General features: G+C 49.9%; 19 protein-coding genes and 1 pseudogene. 3 read left to right on the top strand and 17 right to left on the bottom strand.

Features of this window, described 5'->3' with window-relative positions; genetic code table 11:
- Positions 1-42 precede the first annotated feature (42 nt).
- From R3E63_09730 to R3E63_09660, 15 genes and pseudogenes are all read right to left on the bottom strand, one after another.
- A complete protein-coding gene (locus tag R3E63_09730) occupies positions 43-969 on the bottom strand; it encodes a branched-chain amino acid transaminase (GenBank protein MEZ5540201.1) in 927 nt (308 codons plus the stop codon).
- A gap of 48 nt (positions 970-1,017) precedes the next feature.
- A complete protein-coding gene (gene glnE / locus R3E63_09725) occupies positions 1,018-2,427 on the bottom strand; it encodes a bifunctional [glutamate--ammonia ligase]-adenylyl-L-tyrosine phosphorylase/[glutamate--ammonia-ligase] adenylyltransferase (GenBank protein MEZ5540200.1) in 1,410 nt (469 codons plus the stop codon).
- 254 nt (positions 2,428-2,681) lie between these two features.
- Positions 2,682-3,047: a hypothetical protein gene (locus tag R3E63_09720; GenBank protein ID MEZ5540199.1), complete on the bottom strand. Its 366-nt coding sequence runs from the start codon at positions 3,045-3,047 to the stop codon at positions 2,682-2,684.
- A gap of 195 nt (positions 3,048-3,242) precedes the next feature.
- Positions 3,243-3,908: a hypothetical protein gene (locus R3E63_09715; GenBank protein ID MEZ5540198.1), complete on the bottom strand. Its 666-nt coding sequence runs from the start codon at positions 3,906-3,908 to the stop codon at positions 3,243-3,245.
- Positions 3,905-5,698: a GspE/PulE family protein gene (locus tag R3E63_09710; GenBank protein MEZ5540197.1), complete on the bottom strand. Its 1,794-nt coding sequence runs from the start codon at positions 5,696-5,698 to the stop codon at positions 3,905-3,907. Before R3E63_09710 ends, R3E63_09715 begins: the two co-directional genes overlap by 4 nt.
- 141 nt (positions 5,699-5,839) lie before the next feature.
- Positions 5,840-6,247 (bottom strand): c-type cytochrome, encoded by a 408-nt coding sequence (locus tag R3E63_09705; GenBank protein ID MEZ5540196.1) that lies wholly within the window; start codon positions 6,245-6,247, stop codon positions 5,840-5,842.
- A gap of 84 nt (positions 6,248-6,331) precedes the next feature.
- Entirely contained in the window at positions 6,332-7,459 is a 1,128-nt protein-coding gene (gene dnaJ, locus R3E63_09700) for a molecular chaperone DnaJ (protein ID MEZ5540195.1), read from the bottom strand.
- 76 nt (positions 7,460-7,535) lie between these two features.
- Positions 7,536-9,443, bottom strand: coding sequence for a molecular chaperone DnaK (gene dnaK, locus R3E63_09695; GenBank protein MEZ5540194.1), 1,908 nt, complete (start codon positions 9,441-9,443; stop codon positions 7,536-7,538).
- Between the two features lie 84 nt (positions 9,444-9,527).
- Positions 9,528-10,052, bottom strand: coding sequence for a nucleotide exchange factor GrpE (gene grpE / locus R3E63_09690; protein ID MEZ5540193.1), 525 nt, complete (start codon positions 10,050-10,052; stop codon positions 9,528-9,530).
- A gap of 96 nt (positions 10,053-10,148) precedes the next feature.
- Positions 10,149-11,153, bottom strand: a complete 1,005-nt coding sequence (locus R3E63_09685) for a glyceraldehyde 3-phosphate dehydrogenase NAD-binding domain-containing protein (protein MEZ5540192.1) — start codon at positions 11,151-11,153, stop codon at positions 10,149-10,151.
- A gap of 3 nt (positions 11,154-11,156) precedes the next feature.
- Positions 11,157-13,176 (bottom strand): annotated as a pseudogene (tkt, locus tag R3E63_09680) (transketolase).
- A gap of 83 nt (positions 13,177-13,259) precedes the next feature.
- Positions 13,260-14,606 carry an acetyl-CoA carboxylase biotin carboxylase subunit gene (gene accC, locus R3E63_09675; protein ID MEZ5540191.1) on the bottom strand — a complete coding sequence of 449 codons (1,347 nt, stop codon included), beginning with the start codon at positions 14,604-14,606 and terminating at the stop codon, positions 13,260-13,262.
- Between the two features lie 10 nt (positions 14,607-14,616).
- On the bottom strand, positions 14,617-15,072 hold the full coding sequence (gene accB, locus R3E63_09670) for an acetyl-CoA carboxylase biotin carboxyl carrier protein (protein ID MEZ5540190.1): 456 nt from the start codon (positions 15,070-15,072) through the stop codon (positions 14,617-14,619).
- Positions 15,073-15,105: 33 nt separating this feature from the next.
- Positions 15,106-15,546: a type II 3-dehydroquinate dehydratase gene (aroQ, locus tag R3E63_09665; GenBank protein MEZ5540189.1), complete on the bottom strand. Its 441-nt coding sequence runs from the start codon at positions 15,544-15,546 to the stop codon at positions 15,106-15,108.
- Between the two features lie 156 nt (positions 15,547-15,702).
- Positions 15,703-16,656, bottom strand: coding sequence for an NAD(P)-dependent oxidoreductase (locus tag R3E63_09660; GenBank protein ID MEZ5540188.1), 954 nt, complete (start codon positions 16,654-16,656; stop codon positions 15,703-15,705).
- Positions 16,657-16,779: 123 nt separating this feature from the next.
- On the opposite strand from R3E63_09660, the gene R3E63_09655 reads away from it, so the two are divergent.
- Positions 16,780-16,974 (top strand): DUF465 domain-containing protein, encoded by a 195-nt coding sequence (locus R3E63_09655; GenBank protein ID MEZ5540187.1) that lies wholly within the window; start codon positions 16,780-16,782, stop codon positions 16,972-16,974.
- Here R3E63_09655 and R3E63_09650 read toward each other — a convergent pair.
- Both R3E63_09650 and coq7 read right to left on the bottom strand, forming a co-directional pair.
- A complete protein-coding gene (locus tag R3E63_09650; protein MEZ5540186.1) occupies positions 16,971-18,113 on the bottom strand; it encodes a GGDEF domain-containing protein in 1,143 nt (380 codons plus the stop codon). The two genes, R3E63_09655 and R3E63_09650, sit on opposite strands and share 4 nt — an antisense overlap.
- A 23-nt stretch (positions 18,114-18,136) precedes the next feature.
- Complete coding sequence (gene coq7 / locus R3E63_09645; GenBank protein ID MEZ5540185.1) at positions 18,137-18,793, bottom strand: 2-polyprenyl-3-methyl-6-methoxy-1,4-benzoquinone monooxygenase; 657 nt, start codon at positions 18,791-18,793, stop codon at positions 18,137-18,139.
- A gap of 124 nt (positions 18,794-18,917) precedes the next feature.
- Here coq7 and R3E63_09640 point away from each other — a divergent pair, with 124 nt between their 5' ends.
- Both R3E63_09640 and R3E63_09635 read left to right on the top strand, forming a co-directional pair.
- Positions 18,918-19,781: a DMT family transporter gene (locus R3E63_09640; protein MEZ5540184.1), complete on the top strand. Its 864-nt coding sequence runs from the start codon at positions 18,918-18,920 to the stop codon at positions 19,779-19,781.
- Between the two features lie 126 nt (positions 19,782-19,907).
- Entirely contained in the window at positions 19,908-20,042 is a 135-nt protein-coding gene (locus R3E63_09635; protein MEZ5540183.1) for a hypothetical protein, read from the top strand.
- Positions 20,043-20,056: the final 14 nt, after the last annotated feature.

The raw sequence follows: 20,056 nt of genomic DNA, 5'->3' as shown, positions 1-20,056 counted from the left end.
ACACCAGCGGCTGACTTTTTCGCTGCTTCCAAGAATTGCCACTCACTTCACCGGCGATAGCCATTGCGAGAACTGACTGCGGCGACCTTTCACTTGATCGAAATACAAGCTCTGTAATTTTTCTGTGATCGGTCCGCGTTTGCCTGTGCCAATGCTGCGCCCATCCAATTCACGAATCGGTGTCACTTCTGCAGCAGTGCCAGTGAAGAACGCTTCATCGGCGATATACACTTCATCGCGTGTGATGCGTTTTTCTACCACTTCACAACCGATTTCTTTGGCGAGATGGAAAATAGTGTCACGCGTGATGCCGTTCAAACACGCGGTCAATTCCGGCGTGTAAATCACACCATTGCGCACGATAAAAATATTCTCGCCAGAGCCTTCGGCGACATAACCTTCAGGATCCAACAGCAACGCTTCTTCCGCACCGCCAGACAGCGCTTCATTCAACGCCAACATGGAATTGATGTAGTGACCGTTGGCTTTGGCGCGCGTCATCGAAATATTGACATGGTGACGCGTGTAGGAACTGGTGCGCACTTTAATGCCGTTTTGCAGCGCTTCATCACCCATGTACGCGCCCCACGACCACGCGGCGACGATGACATGCACGGTCAAACCTTTGGCGCGCAGACCCATCGCTTCCGATCCGTAAAACACCATCGGGCGAATGTAAGCAGAAGGCAGATTGTTTTCTCGCACTGCCGCGCGTTGCGCTTCATTGATTTCGTCTTTGGTAAACGGAATCTGCATGTTCATGATTTTGGCGGAATCAAATAGGCGATCGGTGTGTTCCTGCAAGCGGAAAATACAAGTGCCTTTCGACTCGGTTTCGTAAGCACGCACACCCTCGAACACGCCCATGCCGTAGTGCAAGGTGTGGGTGAGGACATGGACTTTGGCGTCGCGCCAAGGAACCAGTTTGCCATCGAACCAGATCAGGCCATCGCGATCTGACATGCTCATATCAGGAACTCCGAGAGTGTTTACAGCGGGCGCACATTATAGGAGTTTTTACGCTCCCAGAATGCTGTGCCACGCCTCCCTCACGGTTTCTCGCTCAGGCAGCAGCTCATCAACACCAATCAAAGTCGGCTCACCGAGCAGGGTGCGACGATGCCCTCGCGCGCGCAGGCGGCGGTAGGCTTCCATTAACGCCTCGGCCTGCTCGTTAGTCATCAGCGCACTAATCGCCATCTGTTCGAGGATGCGGATATTATCCGGCCAGATCAGTAAATTGGGATGCTTATATCCACTCGCCAACACACTGAACTGCACGATAAATTCCAGATCGACGATGCCGCCCACGCCGTGCTTCAAATCAAAATGCTGCGCGTCACTTTTATCCAATTGCGCGCGCATTTTTTCGCGCATCTCGACCACATCGCGGCGCAATTGTTCGATGTCGCGCTCCCGCCCTAACACTTTTCCACGCACATCGGAAAAATGTTTTGCCAGCAACGCATCACCGGCGACAACGCGTGTGCGTGTCAAGGCTTGATGTTCCCAAGTCCATGCATCTTTTTCTTGATAGCGTTCAAAACTGTTTAAGCTCGCTACCAACAAACCCGAATTGCCGGATGGGCGCAAACGCATATCCACTTCGTACAAAATACCATTCATCATACGCGTGCCGAGTATATGAATAATGCGCTGGCCGAGACGCGTAAAAAATATACCGTTCTCGATAGCTGTTTGACCAATACTCGTATCCGCTTGCGTTTCACCGCTGCTGCCCGCGTGAATAAAAACCAAATCCAAATCGGAACCGTGACCCAATTCCAATCCACCCATTTTTCCATAGCCGATAACAATAAAACCAAGATCGCTGGCGATGTTTACATCCAAATAGGGTACACCGTGCTTCTCTACCAACAAGCGCCAAGCCAAACGCAAAACAAAATCTAAAATTGTTTCTGCCATGAAAGTTAAGTAATCGCTGACTTTCATCAACTGTAAACGCCCTGTTACTTCACACGCCGCTGCGCGCAAACTGTGTGCGAGCTTGAATTGGCGCAGCGCTTCCATTTGCGCTTCCAAATCATCTTCTGGGATGCGCAACATGTGTTGACGCAATAAACTCGACAAATCTTCACGCGATGGCGCAATATCACGATACAAATTGCGGATATCAATCAGTTCATCGAGTAATACAGGCCATTCTGCTAATTGCTCTGCAATCCATGTGCTTGAACGCACCAAAAGAACTAATTGTTTTAATGCTTGTGGATTTTCTAGTAACAGTACCAAGTATGATGAGCGGCGTAAAACTGCTTTTAATAAGGGTAACAAGCGATCAAAAACTACCGCAGGATTTTCGACTGATAGTGCTTTCGTGCAGGCAATAATAAAACGGTTTAGTCTTGCTCGACTTTCACATAATCCAGCAATACTTGTCGTTCTTCCATAAACTTTTTTCTGCAATACCAAATTAGAAAAGCCCGCTTAACCACTCTTCTTACATTAAGATCATCCTGCAGCATCCCCTTGTTGCCAATGTCCATGCGTCATTTTCCGCTACTGCCTTCAGCTGGTGGCGCACCACGCTTTTTAAAATACGCTGTACATGTGTACGGTGTATTTGTAGAGCAGCATAAAACTCTTCATAACTGCTAAAACTAACAGCTGCTGCCATGTATTTGTTGCTGCAATTCTTCGGTAAACTTTGCGTCTGCTCATCACGCCACGCTTGCAATAAGGCTCAACATTGGCGCAAACAAGTACGCCTCTCGCAACACAGCTACTTCTTCTACCGATAGAAATCCTTTGCTGCCCAATTGCTCCAACATATTGATCACTGGAGACGGTTGCAAATCACTATCACGACCACCGTGAATCAACTGGAACATCTGTACGATAAATTCAACTTCTCGAATGCCACCAGCACCTAATTTGACATTGTCGGCCATACCTTTTTTAGCTACTTCGCGCTCAATTTGTCGTTTAAGATCACGCAGCGCATCAATCGAAGAAAAATCCAAATAGCGACGGAAAGTAAAGCGGCGCAACATCTGATCACTGCGTTGTTTATTTGGCATCGCCATGCCACCAACTGAACCTCTTAATCATGGCGTAGCGTTCCCGACTGCGTCCCCGCCGTAATACCGTTCATTGCATCGTAATTCAACGCCAACGCCATGCCGTCACTGATAAGGACGCAGACGCATATCAACACGAAATACAAAATGTAAAACCGTCCGTGGTTTTTTTATCCGTTAATTCCAGTCACTTTTTGACCTCTAATTTGCAAAAACGCATTGAGTACTGCGCGGCTTACCTTGTGTTTCACCGCTTTCATCGTAGGCAAAAATCAAATCAATATCGGATGAAAGATTTAGCTCAAACGCACCGAGCTTTCCCATACCGAGAACGAGCAATGACTGCGACTCTCCACTTTGTGCGCCGATGGGCGTTCCCCATTCCACACACGCTCGCTGATAGAGAAAATCCACCGCTGTTTGAATACAGACATCCGCCAGCACCGTCAGCGCTGCCGTGGTTGCCAGTGTTTCTGCGCGGCGCGTGATATCGCGCCAAATAATACGCATCATCTGCCGCTGACGAAAAACGCGCAGCACATGCATCAGTTCATCTTCGCTCTGCGCTTGCAACAAAAACTCAGCCATTGATTGGGCGAGAGACGCATAGTCAGGCTGCTGATCGACTAGCCTCCCTGCGCCATCATCGAAAAACAATGCAAAAAATCTATCTGGATGACGCAAGCTGCTCTCAAAAAAGAACTCGCTACCCAAGAAAACCGCTGTTAACTCTTGCACAAAAACAACATCAGACTGCAATGCAGAAAATTGCGCGCACTGTTCATCATTTAGAACATTAACAAATTGTTCCTGTTTTCTTTCAAACTCCGTTTGCAACCATTCCGGTATATTTTTTCCTAGCTTCATCCGTTAAATCGATCCAATGCAGGCGCAACACGCATTACCTCTTCAACCGTTGTGAGTCCTGAAGCTACTTTCTGCGCGCCAGATAAGCGCAGCGTACGCATACCTTCACGCATTGCCTGCTGTCGAATTTGATTGATATCTACTTTGTCACCAATCATCATTTTTATTTCATCGGTAAACAGCATGATTTCGTAAATACCTTCGCGCCCTTTGTAGCCCGTATTTCTGCACTCCAAACAACCAACCGGTTTAAAGCAACGCGCAGGTACAGACACCTTCCACGGCGCAGTTAACGACTTCCACGCCTCCTCACTGACTTCTGTTTCTTCTTTGCAATGCACACATAAACGACGCACCAAACGCTGCGCCATTACACCGAGCATAACTGAGCGCAATAAATAAGACGGCACACCTAAATCCAGCAAACGCGAAACCGAGCTCGGTGCATCATTGGTATGCAGTGTCGACAACACTAAATGCCCTGTCATCGCCGCTTGCACTGCCATATCCGCTGTTTCTTGATCACGAATCTCACCAATCATGATGATGTCTGGATCTTGTCGCATCAGCGTGCGTACACCCACAGCAAAATCTAAATCAACCGCGCGATTCACTTGCATTTGGTTAAATGCTTCTTCCACCATTTCGATGGGATCTTCGATCGTCGACACATTCACTTCTGGTGTTGCAATTTGCTTTAACGAGGAATAGAGCGTGGTGGTTTTACCGGAACCAGTTGGTCCTGTAACCAACAAAATCCCATTGGGCTGATTGATCAATTGTGTCCAGCGTTTTAAATCCTCGTTGATCAGCCCTAATTCTGGAAAAGTTTTTACCAAAATTTCTGGATCAAAAATTCGCATTACCAATTTTTCGCCGAATGCAGTTGGCAAGACCGACATACGCAACTCGACTTCACTACCGTCTGGTTTTTGTGTTTTGATACGGCCATCTTGCGGTTTGCGCTTTTCAGCAATATTCATGCGGCCGAGAATTTTTAAGCGACTGGTGACAGCAATCATCACGCGCGCTGGCAATTCATACACTTGATGCAAAACACCATCAATACGAAAACGCACTTTACCCACTTCACGCCGTGGTTCGATATGAATATCACTGGCGCGTTGTGCATAAGCGTATTGCAGCATCCAATCCACAATATTGATGATGTGTTGATCGTTTGCCTCCGGATCTTTTAATTCCGACAATTTGAGCAGCTGTTCAAAATTGCCAATACCAAATTTATTGCCGTAATCCGTATCGGTAGCATCCGAAACAGACTTTGCCAAGGAATAAAATTCCACGGTGTAACGCGACAGCTCGCTTGGCTTCACCACCACACGGCGAATTTCTCGACGCGCAATATGTTTAAGGTCATCCTCCCACGCATAAATCCAAGGTTGCGAACTCGCTACAACCATCTCCTCTTTGCTAATACCCACGCACAAAATTTGATGGCGTTTAGCGAAGGCAAAAGACATCAACTCTGTGACTTTACTGGCATCAATTTTGAGAGGATCAATATGAAAATAGGTTTGATCCGATTTTTCTGCCATCCAACGCGCCAGACGCTCTTCATCCAACAACTTGCCTGCTCGCTGCTGATCTTGCAAATTCATTTTGGCAATAAAAGTAATCGGATGCAGCAGTGCATTTTCACGAGAACGCGGCGTGCCAGATAAAAAATTGGCATCGCGTTTATCCATCAAACCATCGGCGACTAAATCGTCCAGCGTGTTGCGTAAATCCAACAAACGCTCCGGCGCTCGAACTTTCGCGGCGTTACTCATGCATACTCCTTGATTTTTCAGCACCCATATTTGGAAGGTTGCTGCCGTCTACTGTACCAGCGCAAGACAAAGAAATGCGACGCGGATACAAACAAAAACGCCCCGATAAACGGGGCGCTTTAGAACCGATTCAGCAAGATTTTACTTGCCTAGCATGAAGTCCACAGCCGCTTTCAGCTCATCGCTAGAGCAATCCATGCACAAGCCTTTTGGTGGCATAGCGTTAAAGCCCACTTCAGCATGCTTGTACAGCGTATCCTTACCTTTCGCTACGCGTGGCGCCCAAGCTGCGTCGTCATGTGCTTTAGGCGCACCAGCAACACCGGCACCGTGACAAGTTATGCAAGATTTTTTGTAAACCTCTTCTCCCGATCTCGGTGCACCGCCAGCGCTGGCGGTGGCCGCTGCTGCACAAGCTTGGCCTTGCAAGCAAGTTTGTCCAACGGGCGCGGTATTGGCTGCGCTCTTGTCTTCCGCCTGTACGGAAGCGACGGCAACTACAGTGGCTAACACAGCAGAAAGAGAAAAGGCTTTGATCAATAATTTCACAGAACACCTCCAGAGGGTGGGAAACAGGCGCGCGAATTATAGCCCCAGATCCACTGCCGAGACAGCCAAACCGCGCACTGCGGATTAAGGTTTATGATCGTCAAAGAATGATTTCACACCATCGAACCAAGAGCTTTTACGCGGCGAGTGCTGTGCACCTTCGGTAGATGCTTGGAACTGACGCAGAATATCTTTCTGCTGCTTGCTCAGTTTGACTGGCGTTTCCACTACCACTTTGCAAATCAAATCGCCAACGCCGCCACCGCGCACTGGCGCAACACCTTTGCCACGCAAACGGAACAGCTTGCCGGTCTGTGTTTCTTCCGGCACTTTCAGCATCACTTTTCCATCTAGCGTAGGCACCTCGATCTCGCCGCCGAGCGCGGCATCGACAAAACTGATCGGCACTTCGCAGTACAAGTTTTTGCCTTCGCGCTCGAAAATCTTGTGCGGACGCACATTCACCTGCACATACAAATCGCCATTCGGCCCACCCAAAGTACCCGCCTCGCCTTCGCCCGTCAGACGAATGCGATCGCCGTTATCGACACCAGGCGGGATTTTGACCGACAGCGTTTTTTCTTCTTCGATGCGCCCCTGACCGTGGCAAGTACCACAAGGGTCACTGATGGTGGTGCCGCGACCGCCGCAAGCGCGGCAGGTTTGCTGCACGGTAAAAAAGCCTTGCTGAATGCGCACTTGCCCTGCGCCACCGCAAGTGCCGCAAGTGACCGGCTTGCTACCGGCTTTTGCGCCAGAGCCGTCGCAAGTTTTGCAGGATGCCAAAGTAGGAATGCGGATCTTGGTGGTCGTGCCGTGTACCGCTTCTTCCAAGCTGACATCCAAGTTGTAGCGCAAATCCGAACCGCGCTGTGGGCCGCCGCGTGAACGACCGCGACCGCCGCCACCAAAAATATCGCCAAATACATCGCCGAAAATATCGCCAAAGCCGCCCGCACCTGCTCCACCGCCGCCCATGCCACCCTGTTCAAAGGCTGCATGACCCATGCGATCGTAAGCGGCGCGCTTTTGTTCATCGCTGAGAATTTCGTTAGCTTCTGCCGCTTCCTTAAATTTCTCTTCAGCTTCTTTGTTATCGGGATTGCGATCAGGATGAAACTTCATCGCGATGCGACGATAAGCTTTTTTAATTTCATCAGCGCTTGCGTCGCGTTTCACGCCTAGCACTTCGTAGTAATCGCGTTTAGCCATGATTTTTCTCTCTGCATCTATGAACACAAAAGCGCGGACATGCCGCGCTCTGTGTTTTTTATCTCAACAATCGGTATTACTTGTCTTTGACTTCTTCGAACTCAGCGTCAACCACATCGTCACCGCCACCTTGCTGCCCTGCATCACCGTCCTGCTGTTGCGCTGCGGCATCTGCATACATTTTTTGTGCAAGACCAGAAGAAGCTTCCGACAATTTTTGCACCGCTGCATCGATGCGATCTTTGTCATCCGTCTTCACCGCTTCATCCACTTCTTTCAAAGCAGACTCGATGGCTTCTTTTTCATCAGCAGTCGCCTTGTCGCCTGCTTCTGTCAAAGTTTTACGCGTAGCGTGTGCCAAGCCTTCAGCCATATTGCGTGCAGACACGATCTCTTCAAACTTTTTGTCCGCTTCAGCATTCGCTTCTGCATCGCGCACCATTTGTTGAATCTCGTCATCACTCAAACCAGAAGATGCTTTGATGACGATAGATTGCTGCTTGCCTGTCGCTTTGTCTTTCGCACTGACATTCAAAATACCGTTGGCATCGATATCAAATGTCACTTCGATTTGTGGCATACCGCGAGGTGCAGGCGGAATATCGGCCAAATCAAAACGACCGAGCGATTTATTTTGCGAAGCCTGTTTACGCTCACCCTGCACGACATGAATTGTCACTGCTGTCTGATTGTCATCTGCCGTTGAGAATACTTGTGATTTCTTGGTAGGAATCGTGGTGTTTTTCTCAATCAATGGCGTGGCAACACCACCCATGGTTTCTATACCCAGCGTCAACGGTGTGACATCCAACAACAACACATCTTTAACATCACCCGACAACACCGCGCCTTGAATCGCAGCACCCATTGCCACCGCTTCATCAGGGTTCACATCTTTACGCGGCTCTTTACCGAAGAAATCGGCCACTTTTTTCTGCACCAGCGGCATACGCGTTTGACCGCCCACCAAGATCACATCTTCAATATCAGAGGCTTTCAAACCAGCGTCTTGCAGCGCAGTTTTTAATGGCCCCATGGAGCGATCAACCAAACCTTCTACCAAGGCTTCCAATTTGGCGCGCGATAATTTCACCACCAAGTGTTTAGGGCCTGTGGCATCCGCCGTGATGTAAGGTAAGTTCACTTCGGTTTGTTGCGCAGAAGACAATTCAATTTTTGCTTTCTCTGCCGCTTCTTTTAAGCGCTGCATCGCCAACGGATCACCTTTCAAATTAATGCTGTTCGTTTTCTTGAACTCTTCTGCCAAGTAGTCAATCAGCGCGAGGTCAAAATCTTCACCACCGAGGAAAGTGTCACCGTTGGTAGACAATACTTCAAACTGATGCTCGCCATCGACTTCCGCAATTTCGATGATGGAGATATCAAAAGTACCGCCGCCCAAATCGTACACAGCAATTTTGCGGTCACCTTCTTTTTTATCCATACCAAAAGCCAGCGCAGCCGCAGTCGGCTCGTTGATAATTCTTTTCACTTCCAAACCCGCAATACGGCCAGCATCTTTGGTAGCTTGTCGTTGCGAATCATTGAAGTAAGCAGGCACGGTAATAACCGCTTCTGTTACTTTTTCACCGAGATAATCTTCGGCAGTTTTTTTCATTTTTTTCAAAACTTCGGCAGAAATTTGTGGCGGCGCTTTTTTGTCGTCTTTCACTTCTACCCACGCATCACCATTGTCTGCTGCAACAATTTTGTACGGCACCATGCTGATATCTTTTTGCACAACATCGTCTTTAAAACGACGACCAATCAAGCGTTTTACTGCAAATAAAGTGTTAGATGGATTAGTGACTGCTTGGCGTTTTGCGCTTTGACCGACCAATACTTCACTGTCATCCGTGAACGCGACAATCGACGGTGTGGTGCGATCACCTTCTGCGTTTTCGATCACTTTGACTTTGTCGCCTTCCAACACGGCCACACAAGAGTTAGTAGTGCCGAGGTCAATACCGATAATTTTACCCATGTCGTTTTCTCCACTCGCGCCGCTGTGCGGCTTTCAATTCGATGATTCGTTTATTGGGTTTACTGTTGCAGTTTTCAAGTCTGTTCAAGTCGCGGGCTTCGCCACCACCACCATCGCGGGGCGCAGCAAACGACCGTTGATGCTGTAGCCTTTCTGCATCACTTCCGCCACGGTGTTCGGCGCTGCACCCGGAATATCCAACATCGTGATCGCTTGATGATGCTCAGGATTGAAGGCTTCGCCGTGTGGGTTGATCAAATTCACGCCGTGCTTTTCCAGCGCGGCAAGTAGCGATTTCAGTGTTAACTCCACACCTTCGCGGTGCGTCGCATCATCATCAGCAATCGCCGCCAACGCACGCTCTAAATTGTCCACCACTGTCAGCAGCTCACCCGCAAACCGCTCCAGCGCAAACTTGTGCGCCTTCTCTACATCCTGCTCGGCACGGCGGCGCACATTCTGCATCTCCGCATTGGCACGCAGCACTTGGTCGCGCGCGGCTGCTAGCTCGGCTTGCAGTGTGTCCGTCGCTGGTGACGCACTGGCTTCCGCTTGCGCGCTTTCATTCTCGGTAGGCTCAGGCGTTACGGGATTTTCTGATTCAGTCACTTTAATCTCCTGCGAATACACTCCACGGCGCAGACATCGCCGTGCGACAGGCTGTCTATATGGGGGGTAGGCACTGAGGATTCAAGGGATGTGCGATCAAACCCAACGCTGCACGATATCCAACATACGGTTGGCGTAGGCCCACTCGTTATCGAACCACACCAAGACTTTGACCAATTGGCCGCTGACGCGGGTTTGGCTGGCATCGACGATGCCGGAGCGCGCATCGTGATTGAAATCACAGGAGGCGAGTGGCTCCTCGGTGTAGCCAAGAATATTTTGCAGTGCACCATTCGCTGCACCACGCAGCGCATTATTGACGGCAGAAATATCCACCGGCTTTTTCAACAATACCGATAAATCCATCGCCGAAACATTCTGCGTCGGTACGCGCAGTGCTTGCGCGGCAAAGCAACCTTGCAAATGCGGAAGAATGCGTTCGATGCCACGCGCTAACTGTGTATCAATCGGAATAATCGACTGCAATGCTGCGCGTGTTTTTCGTAAATCGGTGTGGTGATAGCCATCCAATACAGGTTGATCATTCATCGCAGAGTGAATAGTGGTCAACACGCCATTCACTACGCCAAATTGATCATCCAAGACTTTTATAACAGGAACGATGGCGTTGGTGGTACAAGACGCGGCTGACACAATCGTGTGTTCTGCTTGCAGTACAGCCTCATTGACACCGCACACAACAGCAGCATCAATATCATGATCGGCCGGCTGCGAAAATAAAACTCGCTTCGCGCCAGCTTTGATATGCGCCTGCGCTTTTTTGCGCGAAGAAAATACACCGCTGCATTCCAACACAATATCAACATTGTGCGAACTCCAATCCAATGCTTCTAAGGATTTATGTGCAGAGAGCGCGATTACATCACCGTTAACGATTAGCGTATTTTTTTCTTGTTCAACAACACCAGAAAAATGACCGTGCGTAGAATCATAGCGCGTGAGATAGGCAATTGTTGCCGGCTCGGCAGGCTCGTTGATCGCCACAATTTTGTATCGACCCTGCAAATTGCGCTCATACAGCGCGCGCAACACACAGCGACCGATGCGGCCGTAGCCGTTGATGGCGAGCCGCAAGGCCATTGCTTAACCCAGTGTGGCTTTTGCAGCAGCCACCACATGCTCAACGGTAAAACCAAACTCTTTGAACAATTGATTGGCAGGCGCTGATTCACCAAAGCGATTTATACCGATCACGCGACCATCCAAGCCGACAAACTTGTGCCAGTAATCCGCATGCCCCGCCTCAATCGCCACGCGAGCGCGCACCGCTTTTGGCAACACCGCTTCGCGATAATCTTCATGCTGCGCACAAAACACTTCTGCACACGGCATAGACACTACGCGCGCACCATCACCCAATTGCGCAGCGGCTTGCATGGCCAAATCCACTTCGGAACCGGTGGCAATCAAAATGACTTTGGGTGCGCCGACAGAATCTTTCAAGATATAGCCGCCGCGCGCAATATCCGCCACTTGCTGCGCGCTGCGCGCTTGGTGCGGTAAGTTTTGGCGTGAAAAAATGAGTGCTGATGGTCCGTGTTGATATTCGATGGCAGCCTTCCAACTCACAGCCGATTCCACGGTGTCGCACGGGCGCCAAGTGTGCAAATGCGGTGTGCTGCGCAAGGCAGTGAGTTGCTCAACGGGTTGATGCGTAGGACCGTCCTCACCAAGACCGATGGAATCGTGCGTGTACACAAACAATACACGCTGCTTCATCAACGCTGCCATACGCACAGCATTGCGTGCGTATTCCATGAACATTAAAAAAGTAGCGCCGTAAGGAATAAAACCACCGTGCAGAGCGATGCCATTCATCATTGCGCTCATGCCAAATTCGCGCACGCCGTAGTGAAGATAATTTCCGCTCGCATCCTCGGAAGAAATACTTTTACACACTGCGCCATTGCTGCCTTTCCAAATCGTGAGGTTGGAACCGGCAAGATCCGCCGAGCCACCGAGAAATTCTGGTAACAGCGAACCGTATGCGCCCAGCGTGTTTTGGCTCGCTTTGCGACTGGCAATGGTTTCACCTTTTTCTTGGCAAGCAGCGATATAAGCATCAGCTTGTTGAGAAAAATCCGCCGGTAATTCACCTTTCATGCGGCGCTCAAATTCAGCCGCTTCTTGTGGATACGCTTTCGCGTAAGCAGCAAATTTTTCTTGCCATAATTTTTCGGCAACGGCACCCTTTTCACGCGCATTCCACGCAGCACTAATATCAGCAGGAATTTCAAAAGGCGCGTACGGCCAATTCAATTCTTTTCTCGCCAACGCGATTTCATCGGCACCCAACGGCGCACCGTGGCATTCTTCTTTACCTTGTTTATTGGGCGAACCAAAACCGATAATAGTTTTGCAAATAATTAAAGATGGCTTTGCTGTTTCTGCTTTGGCTTTTTCAATCGCCGATTGAATCGCCGCGCTGTCGTGACCATCAATTGGGCCAATCACTTGCCAGTGGTACGATTCAAAACGCTTTGCGGTGTCATCCGTAAACCAACCAGGGACGCCATGACCACCCGCGACTTCGCCATCAATCGAAATGCCGTTGTCATCGTAAAACGCAATCAACTTGCCCAAACCCAGCGTGCCCGCCAAGGAGCAGGCTTCGTGCGAGATACCTTCCATCAAACAGCCGTCACCGAGGAAGGTGTAAGTGTGGTGATCGACGATGGCGTGGCCGTCTCGATTGAACTGCGCCGCCAACACTTTTTCAGCCACTGCCATGCCCACGGCATTGGTGATGCCCTGACCCAAGGGGCCGGTCAGTTTCGATACCTGGTGCGTAACCGTACTCAGGGTGCCCCGGCGTTTTGCTATGCAGTTGGCGAAAGTTTTTCAGCTCGTCGAGCGGCAACGCGTAGCCTGTAAGGTGCAGCAAGCTGTAGATCAGCATAGAGCCGTGTCCATTCGACAGCACGAAGCGGTCGCGGTCAGCCCAATGCGGGTTAGCGGGATTGTGTTTTAGGTGGCTGTTCCACAGCACTTCGGCGATATCAGCCATGCCCATCGGCGCACCCGGGTGACCTGAGTTGGCTTTCTGCACCGCGTCCATGGACAGCGCACGAATGGCATTGGCAAGATCACGGCGGGACGGCATGGCGACACCTCAAAATGGGGAAAACAGAGGGGCGCTATTGTCGCCGACACACCCCTCACTGTCACCCGCCGCGCGCTAGCACCTCAGTGCTTCATGCCCAATTTTTTCTCAAGATAGTGAATATTCACACCACCGCGCGCAAAAGCATCGTCGCGCAATAAATCCTGTTGCAAAGGGATATTGGAGCGAATACCGTCAATAACGGTTTCATCCAGCGCTGTGCGCATACGCGCAAACGCCGTAGCACGATCATCACCGTAGCTGATAATTTTTGCGATCAGCGAATCGTAAAACGGTGGAATGGAATAGCCGCTATACAAATGCGAATCCACGCGAATGCCGGGGCCACCCGGCGCATGCCAATAATTCACTTTACCCGGACAAGGCGTAAAAATTTTTGGATCTTCCGCATTGATACGGCACTCAAAAGCGTGACCGCGTATCACCACATCTTTCTGTTTGATCGACAACGGCAAGCCACTGGCGATTTTTAATTGCTCTTTCACAATGTCGATACCAGTCACCATTTCTGTCACTGGATGTTCAACCTGTACGCGCGTATTCATTTCGATGAAATAGAAGCGTTCGTTCTCGTACAAAAACTCAAAAGTTCCGGCGCCGCTGTAGCCAATATCAATACAAGCTTTGACGCAAGCATCCGCCACTTCTTTGCGCACTTTGTCGGGAATACCTGGCGCTGGCGCTTCTTCTAACACTTTTTGATGGCGGCGCTGCAAAGAACAATCGCGATCACCTAAATGAATCGCATGACCTTGACCATCCGCCAACACTTGAATTTCCACATGACGCGGATTTTCTAAAAACTTTTCCATGTACACCGTGCTGTCGCCAAACGCCGCCAGCGCTTCACTGCGTGTCACTTGCACTGCATTCACCAGTGACGCCTCGGTATTCACGACGCGCATACCGCGACCACCACCACCGGCTGCTGCTTTAATAATGACGGGATAACCAACTTGGCGACCAATTTTCAGAATTTCTTCTGCATCATCTGGCAATGCACCATCCGAACCAGGAACAGTCGGCACACCGGCTTTTTTCATCGCGTCTTTGGCGGAAACTTTATCGCCCATCAAACGAATCACATCTGCAGAAGGACCGATAAAAATAAAACCACTTTTTGCTACTTGTTCAGCAAAATTAGCGTTTTCTGCCAAAAAACCGTAGCCGGGGTGCACCGCTTGCGCGTCGGTAATTTCCATCGCGCTAATTAAAGCAGGCACACTCAAATAACTGTCCGCAGATTTATTCGGTCCGATGCAAACGGACTCATCGGCCAAACGCACATGCATCAAATCGCGATCAATTTTGGAATGCACGGCAACTGTTTTGATGCCCAATTCTTTGCACGCGCGCAAAATCCGTAGAGCAATTTCTCCACGGTTAGCAATAACAACTTTATTTAGCATGGTGATCGCTTCAGGCAATAGTGAACATGGGTTGATCAAATTCAACCGGTGCGCCGTCGTCCACCAAAATGGCTTTGATAACGCCGGCTTTATCCGCTTCAATTTGATTCATCATTTTCATCGCTTCGACGATGCACAATACATCGCCCACTTTCACACTCTGCCCCACTTCAGCAAACGCTGGTGATTCCGGCGAAGGCGAACGATAAAAAGTGCCAACCATCGGCGATTTCACCACATGTCCAGACAACACCGGCGCAGCAGCAGGTGCTTCCGCTACAGGCGCAGCAGTAGGTGCGGGCGCAGCTGCAACCGGCGGCGCGGCGTAAGCCATGGGCGCAGCCATCATTGGCATCACACCATTGCGCGAAATGCGCACCGTTTCTTCGCCTTCACGAATTTCCAATTCACCGATATTGGATTCTTCTAACAACTCAATCAGTTTTTTAATTTTGCGAATATCCATTACTACCTTCCCCCAGAAAATTTTAAATAATCATTATGGATTCAATTTTTTAACGGCAGCTTGCAGCGCCAAGGCATAGCCCTGTGCACCTAAACCACAGATCACGCCTTCCGCAATATCCGAAAAATAAGACTGATGACGAAACGCTTCGCGTTTATGCACATTCGATAAATGCACTTCAATAAATGGAATACCCACCGACAACAACGCATCGCGCAATGCCACGCTGGTGTGCGTGAATGCGGCGGGATTAAACACAATGAAATCGACACCTTCGCGCTTGGCATCCTGAATACGGTTGATCAATTCATATTCCGCGTTGCTTTGTAGGGTTTGCAGGTGATGCCCTGCCGCACGCGCTTGGGCAGCTAGCGCAGTGTTAATATCGTCCAAAGTCTCAGCGCCGTACACCGCCGGTTCGCGCGTGCCAAGCATGTTGAGGTTAGGGCCGTGCAACACCAAGATGGTGGCCATGGTGCAGTCCTTTATAATGTGTGAAGATGTCTGCAGTCTGGGGCAAGATACCGTGGCTGTCTATGCAGTTGACAGATTTTTGTGGGAATTAAGCGAAATTAGAGACAAATTAGCGCAAACACCCACAAGCTTTCTACGGCAATATTACCAGTGCATCTATTTCAACGCCCTGCTCATCCCCCACAAGATCAACGGTGCGAACGGTTTTGCAAAGCAGCGCACCCAGCGCAAACGCTGGCGCAAGTCGGCTTGGTAATCCGTAAAGCTGTGCTGTTGGAATTGCAGGATTTCCTGCGCCTCGGTGGTATCCATCCAGCTGGTGTAATAGCGATTCGTACCGAGCATCTCGCGCGGCAAGTTAATTCCCATGGCGTTGAGTGCCGCGCTGAGAAATTGATGCTGTGTAACACGGCAATCTTCCCCGCCGCCGAGCAGCAACACCTTGCCCTGCGCGCGTGGGTTGTTGATGGCATTCACCATCGCCACGGCGACATCGCTAGGGTGAACATAGTGCAGTGGATTATCTGGCGATACCGCGAACAGCTTGCGCATCATGGAACGATCGGCACCCAGTGTGCGTGAATCCACCGACACCCCCACACGCAGTACGCTCCACGGAATGCTGCTCGCCGCCAACACCTGTTCTACTTCAACTTTGTGGTGAGTGTAGTTGTCGCTAGCCGCAACAGAATCTTCGACGCGCATCAAACGCGTAGCCGGCTCGGGATAACCGAAAACAGTGACCGACGAGGGATAGATCAGCAGTGGTTTCTTCACGCGGCTTTCAATATCAGCGATTAAACGCAGCGTGGCTTTGACATTGATGTCATGTGCCAGCTCAGGTGCGCTATCCGTCACCGGCGGCAGTACAGCCGCCAAGTGAATCACAGCCACGCAGCCCTGCAGCAGTGGTTTGAAATCCAAGGTGCGCAAATCGCCCCAAGCCACCTCATCGCAAAGGGCTGTCATTTTTGCTGCCACTTGGCGGTTGCGCGGGTTGTCGAGATCCATGGCTAGCACGCGATAGTCGCGCTGCTTGAGCTCTGCCACCACCATCTGCCCCAAATTGCCGAAAGCACCCGTTACTAACACTGTGCGCGATTGCGTCATCTCTCTTTCACTGCCTGAATTTTATTTGTGTCGAAGGATGCGTGACTTCGCCATGCTTTGCAAGATTTTAGGGGACGGGCTTATCATGAGCCACCCTCAACACTGCCAACGCCAAGGTGTGCTATGGAAGATGATCTCTCTATTACACTCACGCGTTTGCGCGAAGAACACCGTCAGCTCGATGGCGAAATTACACAGCTGCAAGAGAATATTTATTGCGACCAGCTACTGTTGCAGCGCATGAAAAAACGCAAATTGTGTTTGAAAGATTCCATCGCGCGCATTGAAAGCCGGCTTATTCCTGACCTTGACGCCTAAGCCATAGGGACGGAGTAAATCTTGTAGCAATCGTGCTGTTTTTTTGCCTCGTACATCGCGTGATCCGCTAACACACGCAATGTGTTTTCATCACGCGTATGCAGCGGATACATCGCCACGCCCACACTAGCAGTAACACGCATACCCGCCGGTAGAATGTCGTAAGGCTTTCCTATCTCATCAACAATACGCTGCGCCACAATATCAATCCCTGGTGGCGCTGCAACATTTTCTAAAATCACTGCAAACTCATCGCCGCCGATCCGTGCAATCGTATCGGCTTTGCGCAATAAATTGGTCAGTCGATCACCGATTGCACGCAAAATGTTATCGCCCATATCGTGACCCAGCTGATCGTTAACCGGCTTAAAACCATCTAAATCCAATATCACCAAGCCAACAATATTTTTGTTGCGATCACTACTCGCCAATGCGCGCGTCAATTGGCTATCGAACATTAATCGATTAGCTAGGCCTGTCAGCGAATCATGTGCTGCTAAAAAAGCGTAGCGGTCACGCTCGGCATCGCGCTCTTGCTTTAAACGACGCGTAATGGATTCAAACACCAGCATCAATAAAATAATGGCAAAATAATTCACACCCCAATGCATTAAATGGTGCATCAAAGGCTGTGACATATCCAGCATTTGAGGGAACTTAAAAATCCAACGATCAATAGCAACCATTGCAATATGTGTCGCCATGACAACGAATGACCAGATCAAACCACTGTATTTACTCCCCAGCGTAAACGCCAAAATAACAGGGATAACCATGATAGGCGTAGCGGGTGATGCCAATGGGCCACCCGAGGTTGCAACACCCATCACCACACCGGCATAGGTACAAAAAACCGTAATTTCTGCGCAGCGACGATACTTTTCACCGTGGCGTAGCCAATACAACACCATGCTATAGCCCATGATCATCATCGTCATAAACGACAGCGACACGAACACATTATCAGGAGATAGTGGTGCTAAAAATAACGCATAAATACTTGTCACTACCAGCAAAAAGATATACATCGACGCAATACCCGCAAGGATGCGCGCTTTGTATAGCGTTTCATGGTTATTCAGATAAGTAGGGCTAATTAACTTATCAAATACGCCGGCAAACCCTCTGCCACTCGACATAAAAAATTCCTTGTAACCGACAACTACAAATAGCGACTAGTTTTTGTCATCAAACGAGACACCAATGTCATGCCTTTTTTTACGGGCGATGGAAACTGTGTGCCGCCTGCCGCCAAAGCAGCATGACTGTGTTGCGCTTCATCTTCCAACATAGCTTCAACAATGGCGCGACTTTTTTCATCCAACGGCGGCAATGTTTGCAAATGCTCTTCTAAGTGTTCACACACTTGATCTTCAATCGCTGACACAAAACCTAAACTCACTTTGTCGCTCACCAAACCAGCCGCAGCGCCCAAGCCGAATGACATGGCATACCACAGCGGATTCAACACAGAGAGATGGCCACCCAGTTGTCGCACGCGTTCTTCACACCATGCGAGATGATCAATTTCTTCGTCGGCAGCACGCTCCATTTCTGCGCGCACACTGGGTAATTTTGCTGTGAGTGCTTGGCCTTGATACAGCGCTTGTGCACACACTTCGCCTGTGTGGTTGACGCGCATCAATCCAATCGATAACGCTTTCTCATCTTTCGTCAATGAACATTCAGCCGCTTGCAGCGCGGGGGAAGCGCGCAATGCGGGGCGCGTGTCGCTAGTTAAAGTACGCAGTGCGCGGTCCGCTGAGACTAACAGATGATCCAAACCAGAGAGCTGGCGCTCCGTCGTATGCTGTGACATGGGCATGGGATGTATTCCGTTGCGTGTTTGCATCCAAGTTTAGGCTTTTTTACAAAAGAAAATCAGTGCGCGCGTATAATTCGCGCCCCTTTCGCCCTGCTCAGGGCGCGCACCTAGGTTTTCTATGTCCAATACCGCCATACAAAAAGGCTACATCTACGGCTTTATTACGGTATCGCTATGGGCTGGCTTTGTGTTGTTGTCGCGCATAGCGCAGAGCAGCGGGCTAAACAGCTTCGACTTAACAGCACTGCGCTTTGGCCCCGCTTCACTGCTGCTACTGCCCGCTTGGTTGTTTTGGCAGCGCGTACCTATTTTTACAGTGCAGACATTGGTGCTCACTGCTGTTGGCGGTGTTGGCTATGCGCTCTGCGCCTACTCAGCTTTTCGTTTTGCACCGGCATCACACGGCGCAGTGCTGCTCTCTGGCACGCTGCCTTTTTTCGTCACGCTCGTGGCATGGTTCATTCTGGGTGAAAAGCCGAGTATCCAACGCATGGTGGCGCTCTGCGTCATCGGCGGTGGCGTGTTATGTTTAGCCATTTATAGCTTGGGCAATTTGCGACAAAGCTGGCCCGGCGATTTGTTACTGCTCGTCTCTTCTTGTTTGTGGGCGATTTACAGCGTACTGGCAAAACGCTGGGGCAAAACACCCAAAGACATCACCATCGGTGTCGGTTTGTTATCCGCTTTAATTTATTTACCCTGCTATTGGTTCCTTTTACCCAAAGGGATACACGCCGCATCGTGGAACGCAATTCTGGTGCAAGCTTTCTTTCAGGGCGTACTGGTAGTTGTAGTGGCTATGCTTACTTTTATGAAAGCCATGGAACAACTCGGTCCTACGCGCTTAGGCGCCGTGATGGCGACTGTCCCCGCTTTTGCCGGTATCGGCGCTGTTGCATTGCTCGGCGAACCCTTTTCTTGGTTGTTAGTGCTGGGCTTATTGCTGACCTGTGGCGGTGCGTGGTTGGGATCCAGAAGCTAAGTCAAAAAATCTCTGTATTTACCGCAGTTTCCAACTATTTCTGAAAATTAGTTACCCAATTCCAATTTTATTTTTGATGATGCGTTCGGTAGTAATTGACGCAGTAATCAGAAAGAGGATTGTCGAATGAAAGCCATTATCCCCGCATTATTTTTTGCCACACTGGCAGCGCCTTCCGGTATTGTTCTTGCCACACTGTTAGCGGTACTGGTCTTTTGGGTGGCACATGAGTCTGCAAAAGACGCGCAGCTCACCTGCTAATACAGTAGCAATCC

It is taken from the genome of Pseudomonadales bacterium, assembly GCA_041395665.1.
GTDB lineage: Bacteria > Pseudomonadota > Gammaproteobacteria > Pseudomonadales > UBA7239 > UBA7239.
The sequence above is the reverse complement of the archived record's forward strand: the minus strand, read 5'-3'. Positions and strand labels throughout refer to the sequence as shown.

Coding starts and splice junctions, on each gene's coding strand:
- R3E63_09730 (MEZ5540201.1), bottom strand. CDS start 969: ATGAGCATGTCAGATCGCGATGGCCTGATCTGGTTCGATGGCAAACTG.
- R3E63_09720 (MEZ5540199.1), bottom strand. CDS start 3,047: ATGGCGATGCCAAATAAACAACGCAGTGATCAGATGTTGCGCCGCTTT.
- R3E63_09715 (MEZ5540198.1), bottom strand. CDS start 3,908: ATGAAGCTAGGAAAAAATATACCGGAATGGTTGCAAACGGAGTTTGAA.
- R3E63_09710 (MEZ5540197.1), bottom strand. CDS start 5,698: ATGAGTAACGCCGCGAAAGTTCGAGCGCCGGAGCGTTTGTTGGATTTA.
- dnaJ (MEZ5540195.1), bottom strand. CDS start 7,459: ATGGCTAAACGCGATTACTACGAAGTGCTAGGCGTGAAACGCGACGCA.
- dnaK (MEZ5540194.1), bottom strand. CDS start 9,443: ATGGGTAAAATTATCGGTATTGACCTCGGCACTACTAACTCTTGTGTG.
- R3E63_09685 (MEZ5540192.1), bottom strand. CDS start 11,153: ATGGCCTTGCGGCTCGCCATCAACGGCTACGGCCGCATCGGTCGCTGT.
- accC (MEZ5540191.1), bottom strand. CDS start 14,606: ATGCTAAATAAAGTTGTTATTGCTAACCGTGGAGAAATTGCTCTACGG.
- accB (MEZ5540190.1), bottom strand. CDS start 15,072: ATGGATATTCGCAAAATTAAAAAACTGATTGAGTTGTTAGAAGAATCC.
- aroQ (MEZ5540189.1), bottom strand. CDS start 15,546: ATGGCCACCATCTTGGTGTTGCACGGCCCTAACCTCAACATGCTTGGC.
- R3E63_09660 (MEZ5540188.1), bottom strand. CDS start 16,656: ATGACGCAATCGCGCACAGTGTTAGTAACGGGTGCTTTCGGCAATTTG.
- R3E63_09655 (MEZ5540187.1), top strand. CDS start 16,780: ATGGAAGATGATCTCTCTATTACACTCACGCGTTTGCGCGAAGAACAC.
- R3E63_09650 (MEZ5540186.1), bottom strand. CDS start 18,113: ATGTCGAGTGGCAGAGGGTTTGCCGGCGTATTTGATAAGTTAATTAGC.
- coq7 (MEZ5540185.1), bottom strand. CDS start 18,793: ATGTCACAGCATACGACGGAGCGCCAGCTCTCTGGTTTGGATCATCTG.
- R3E63_09640 (MEZ5540184.1), top strand. CDS start 18,918: ATGTCCAATACCGCCATACAAAAAGGCTACATCTACGGCTTTATTACG.
- R3E63_09635 (MEZ5540183.1), top strand. CDS start 19,908: ATGAAAGCCATTATCCCCGCATTATTTTTTGCCACACTGGCAGCGCCT.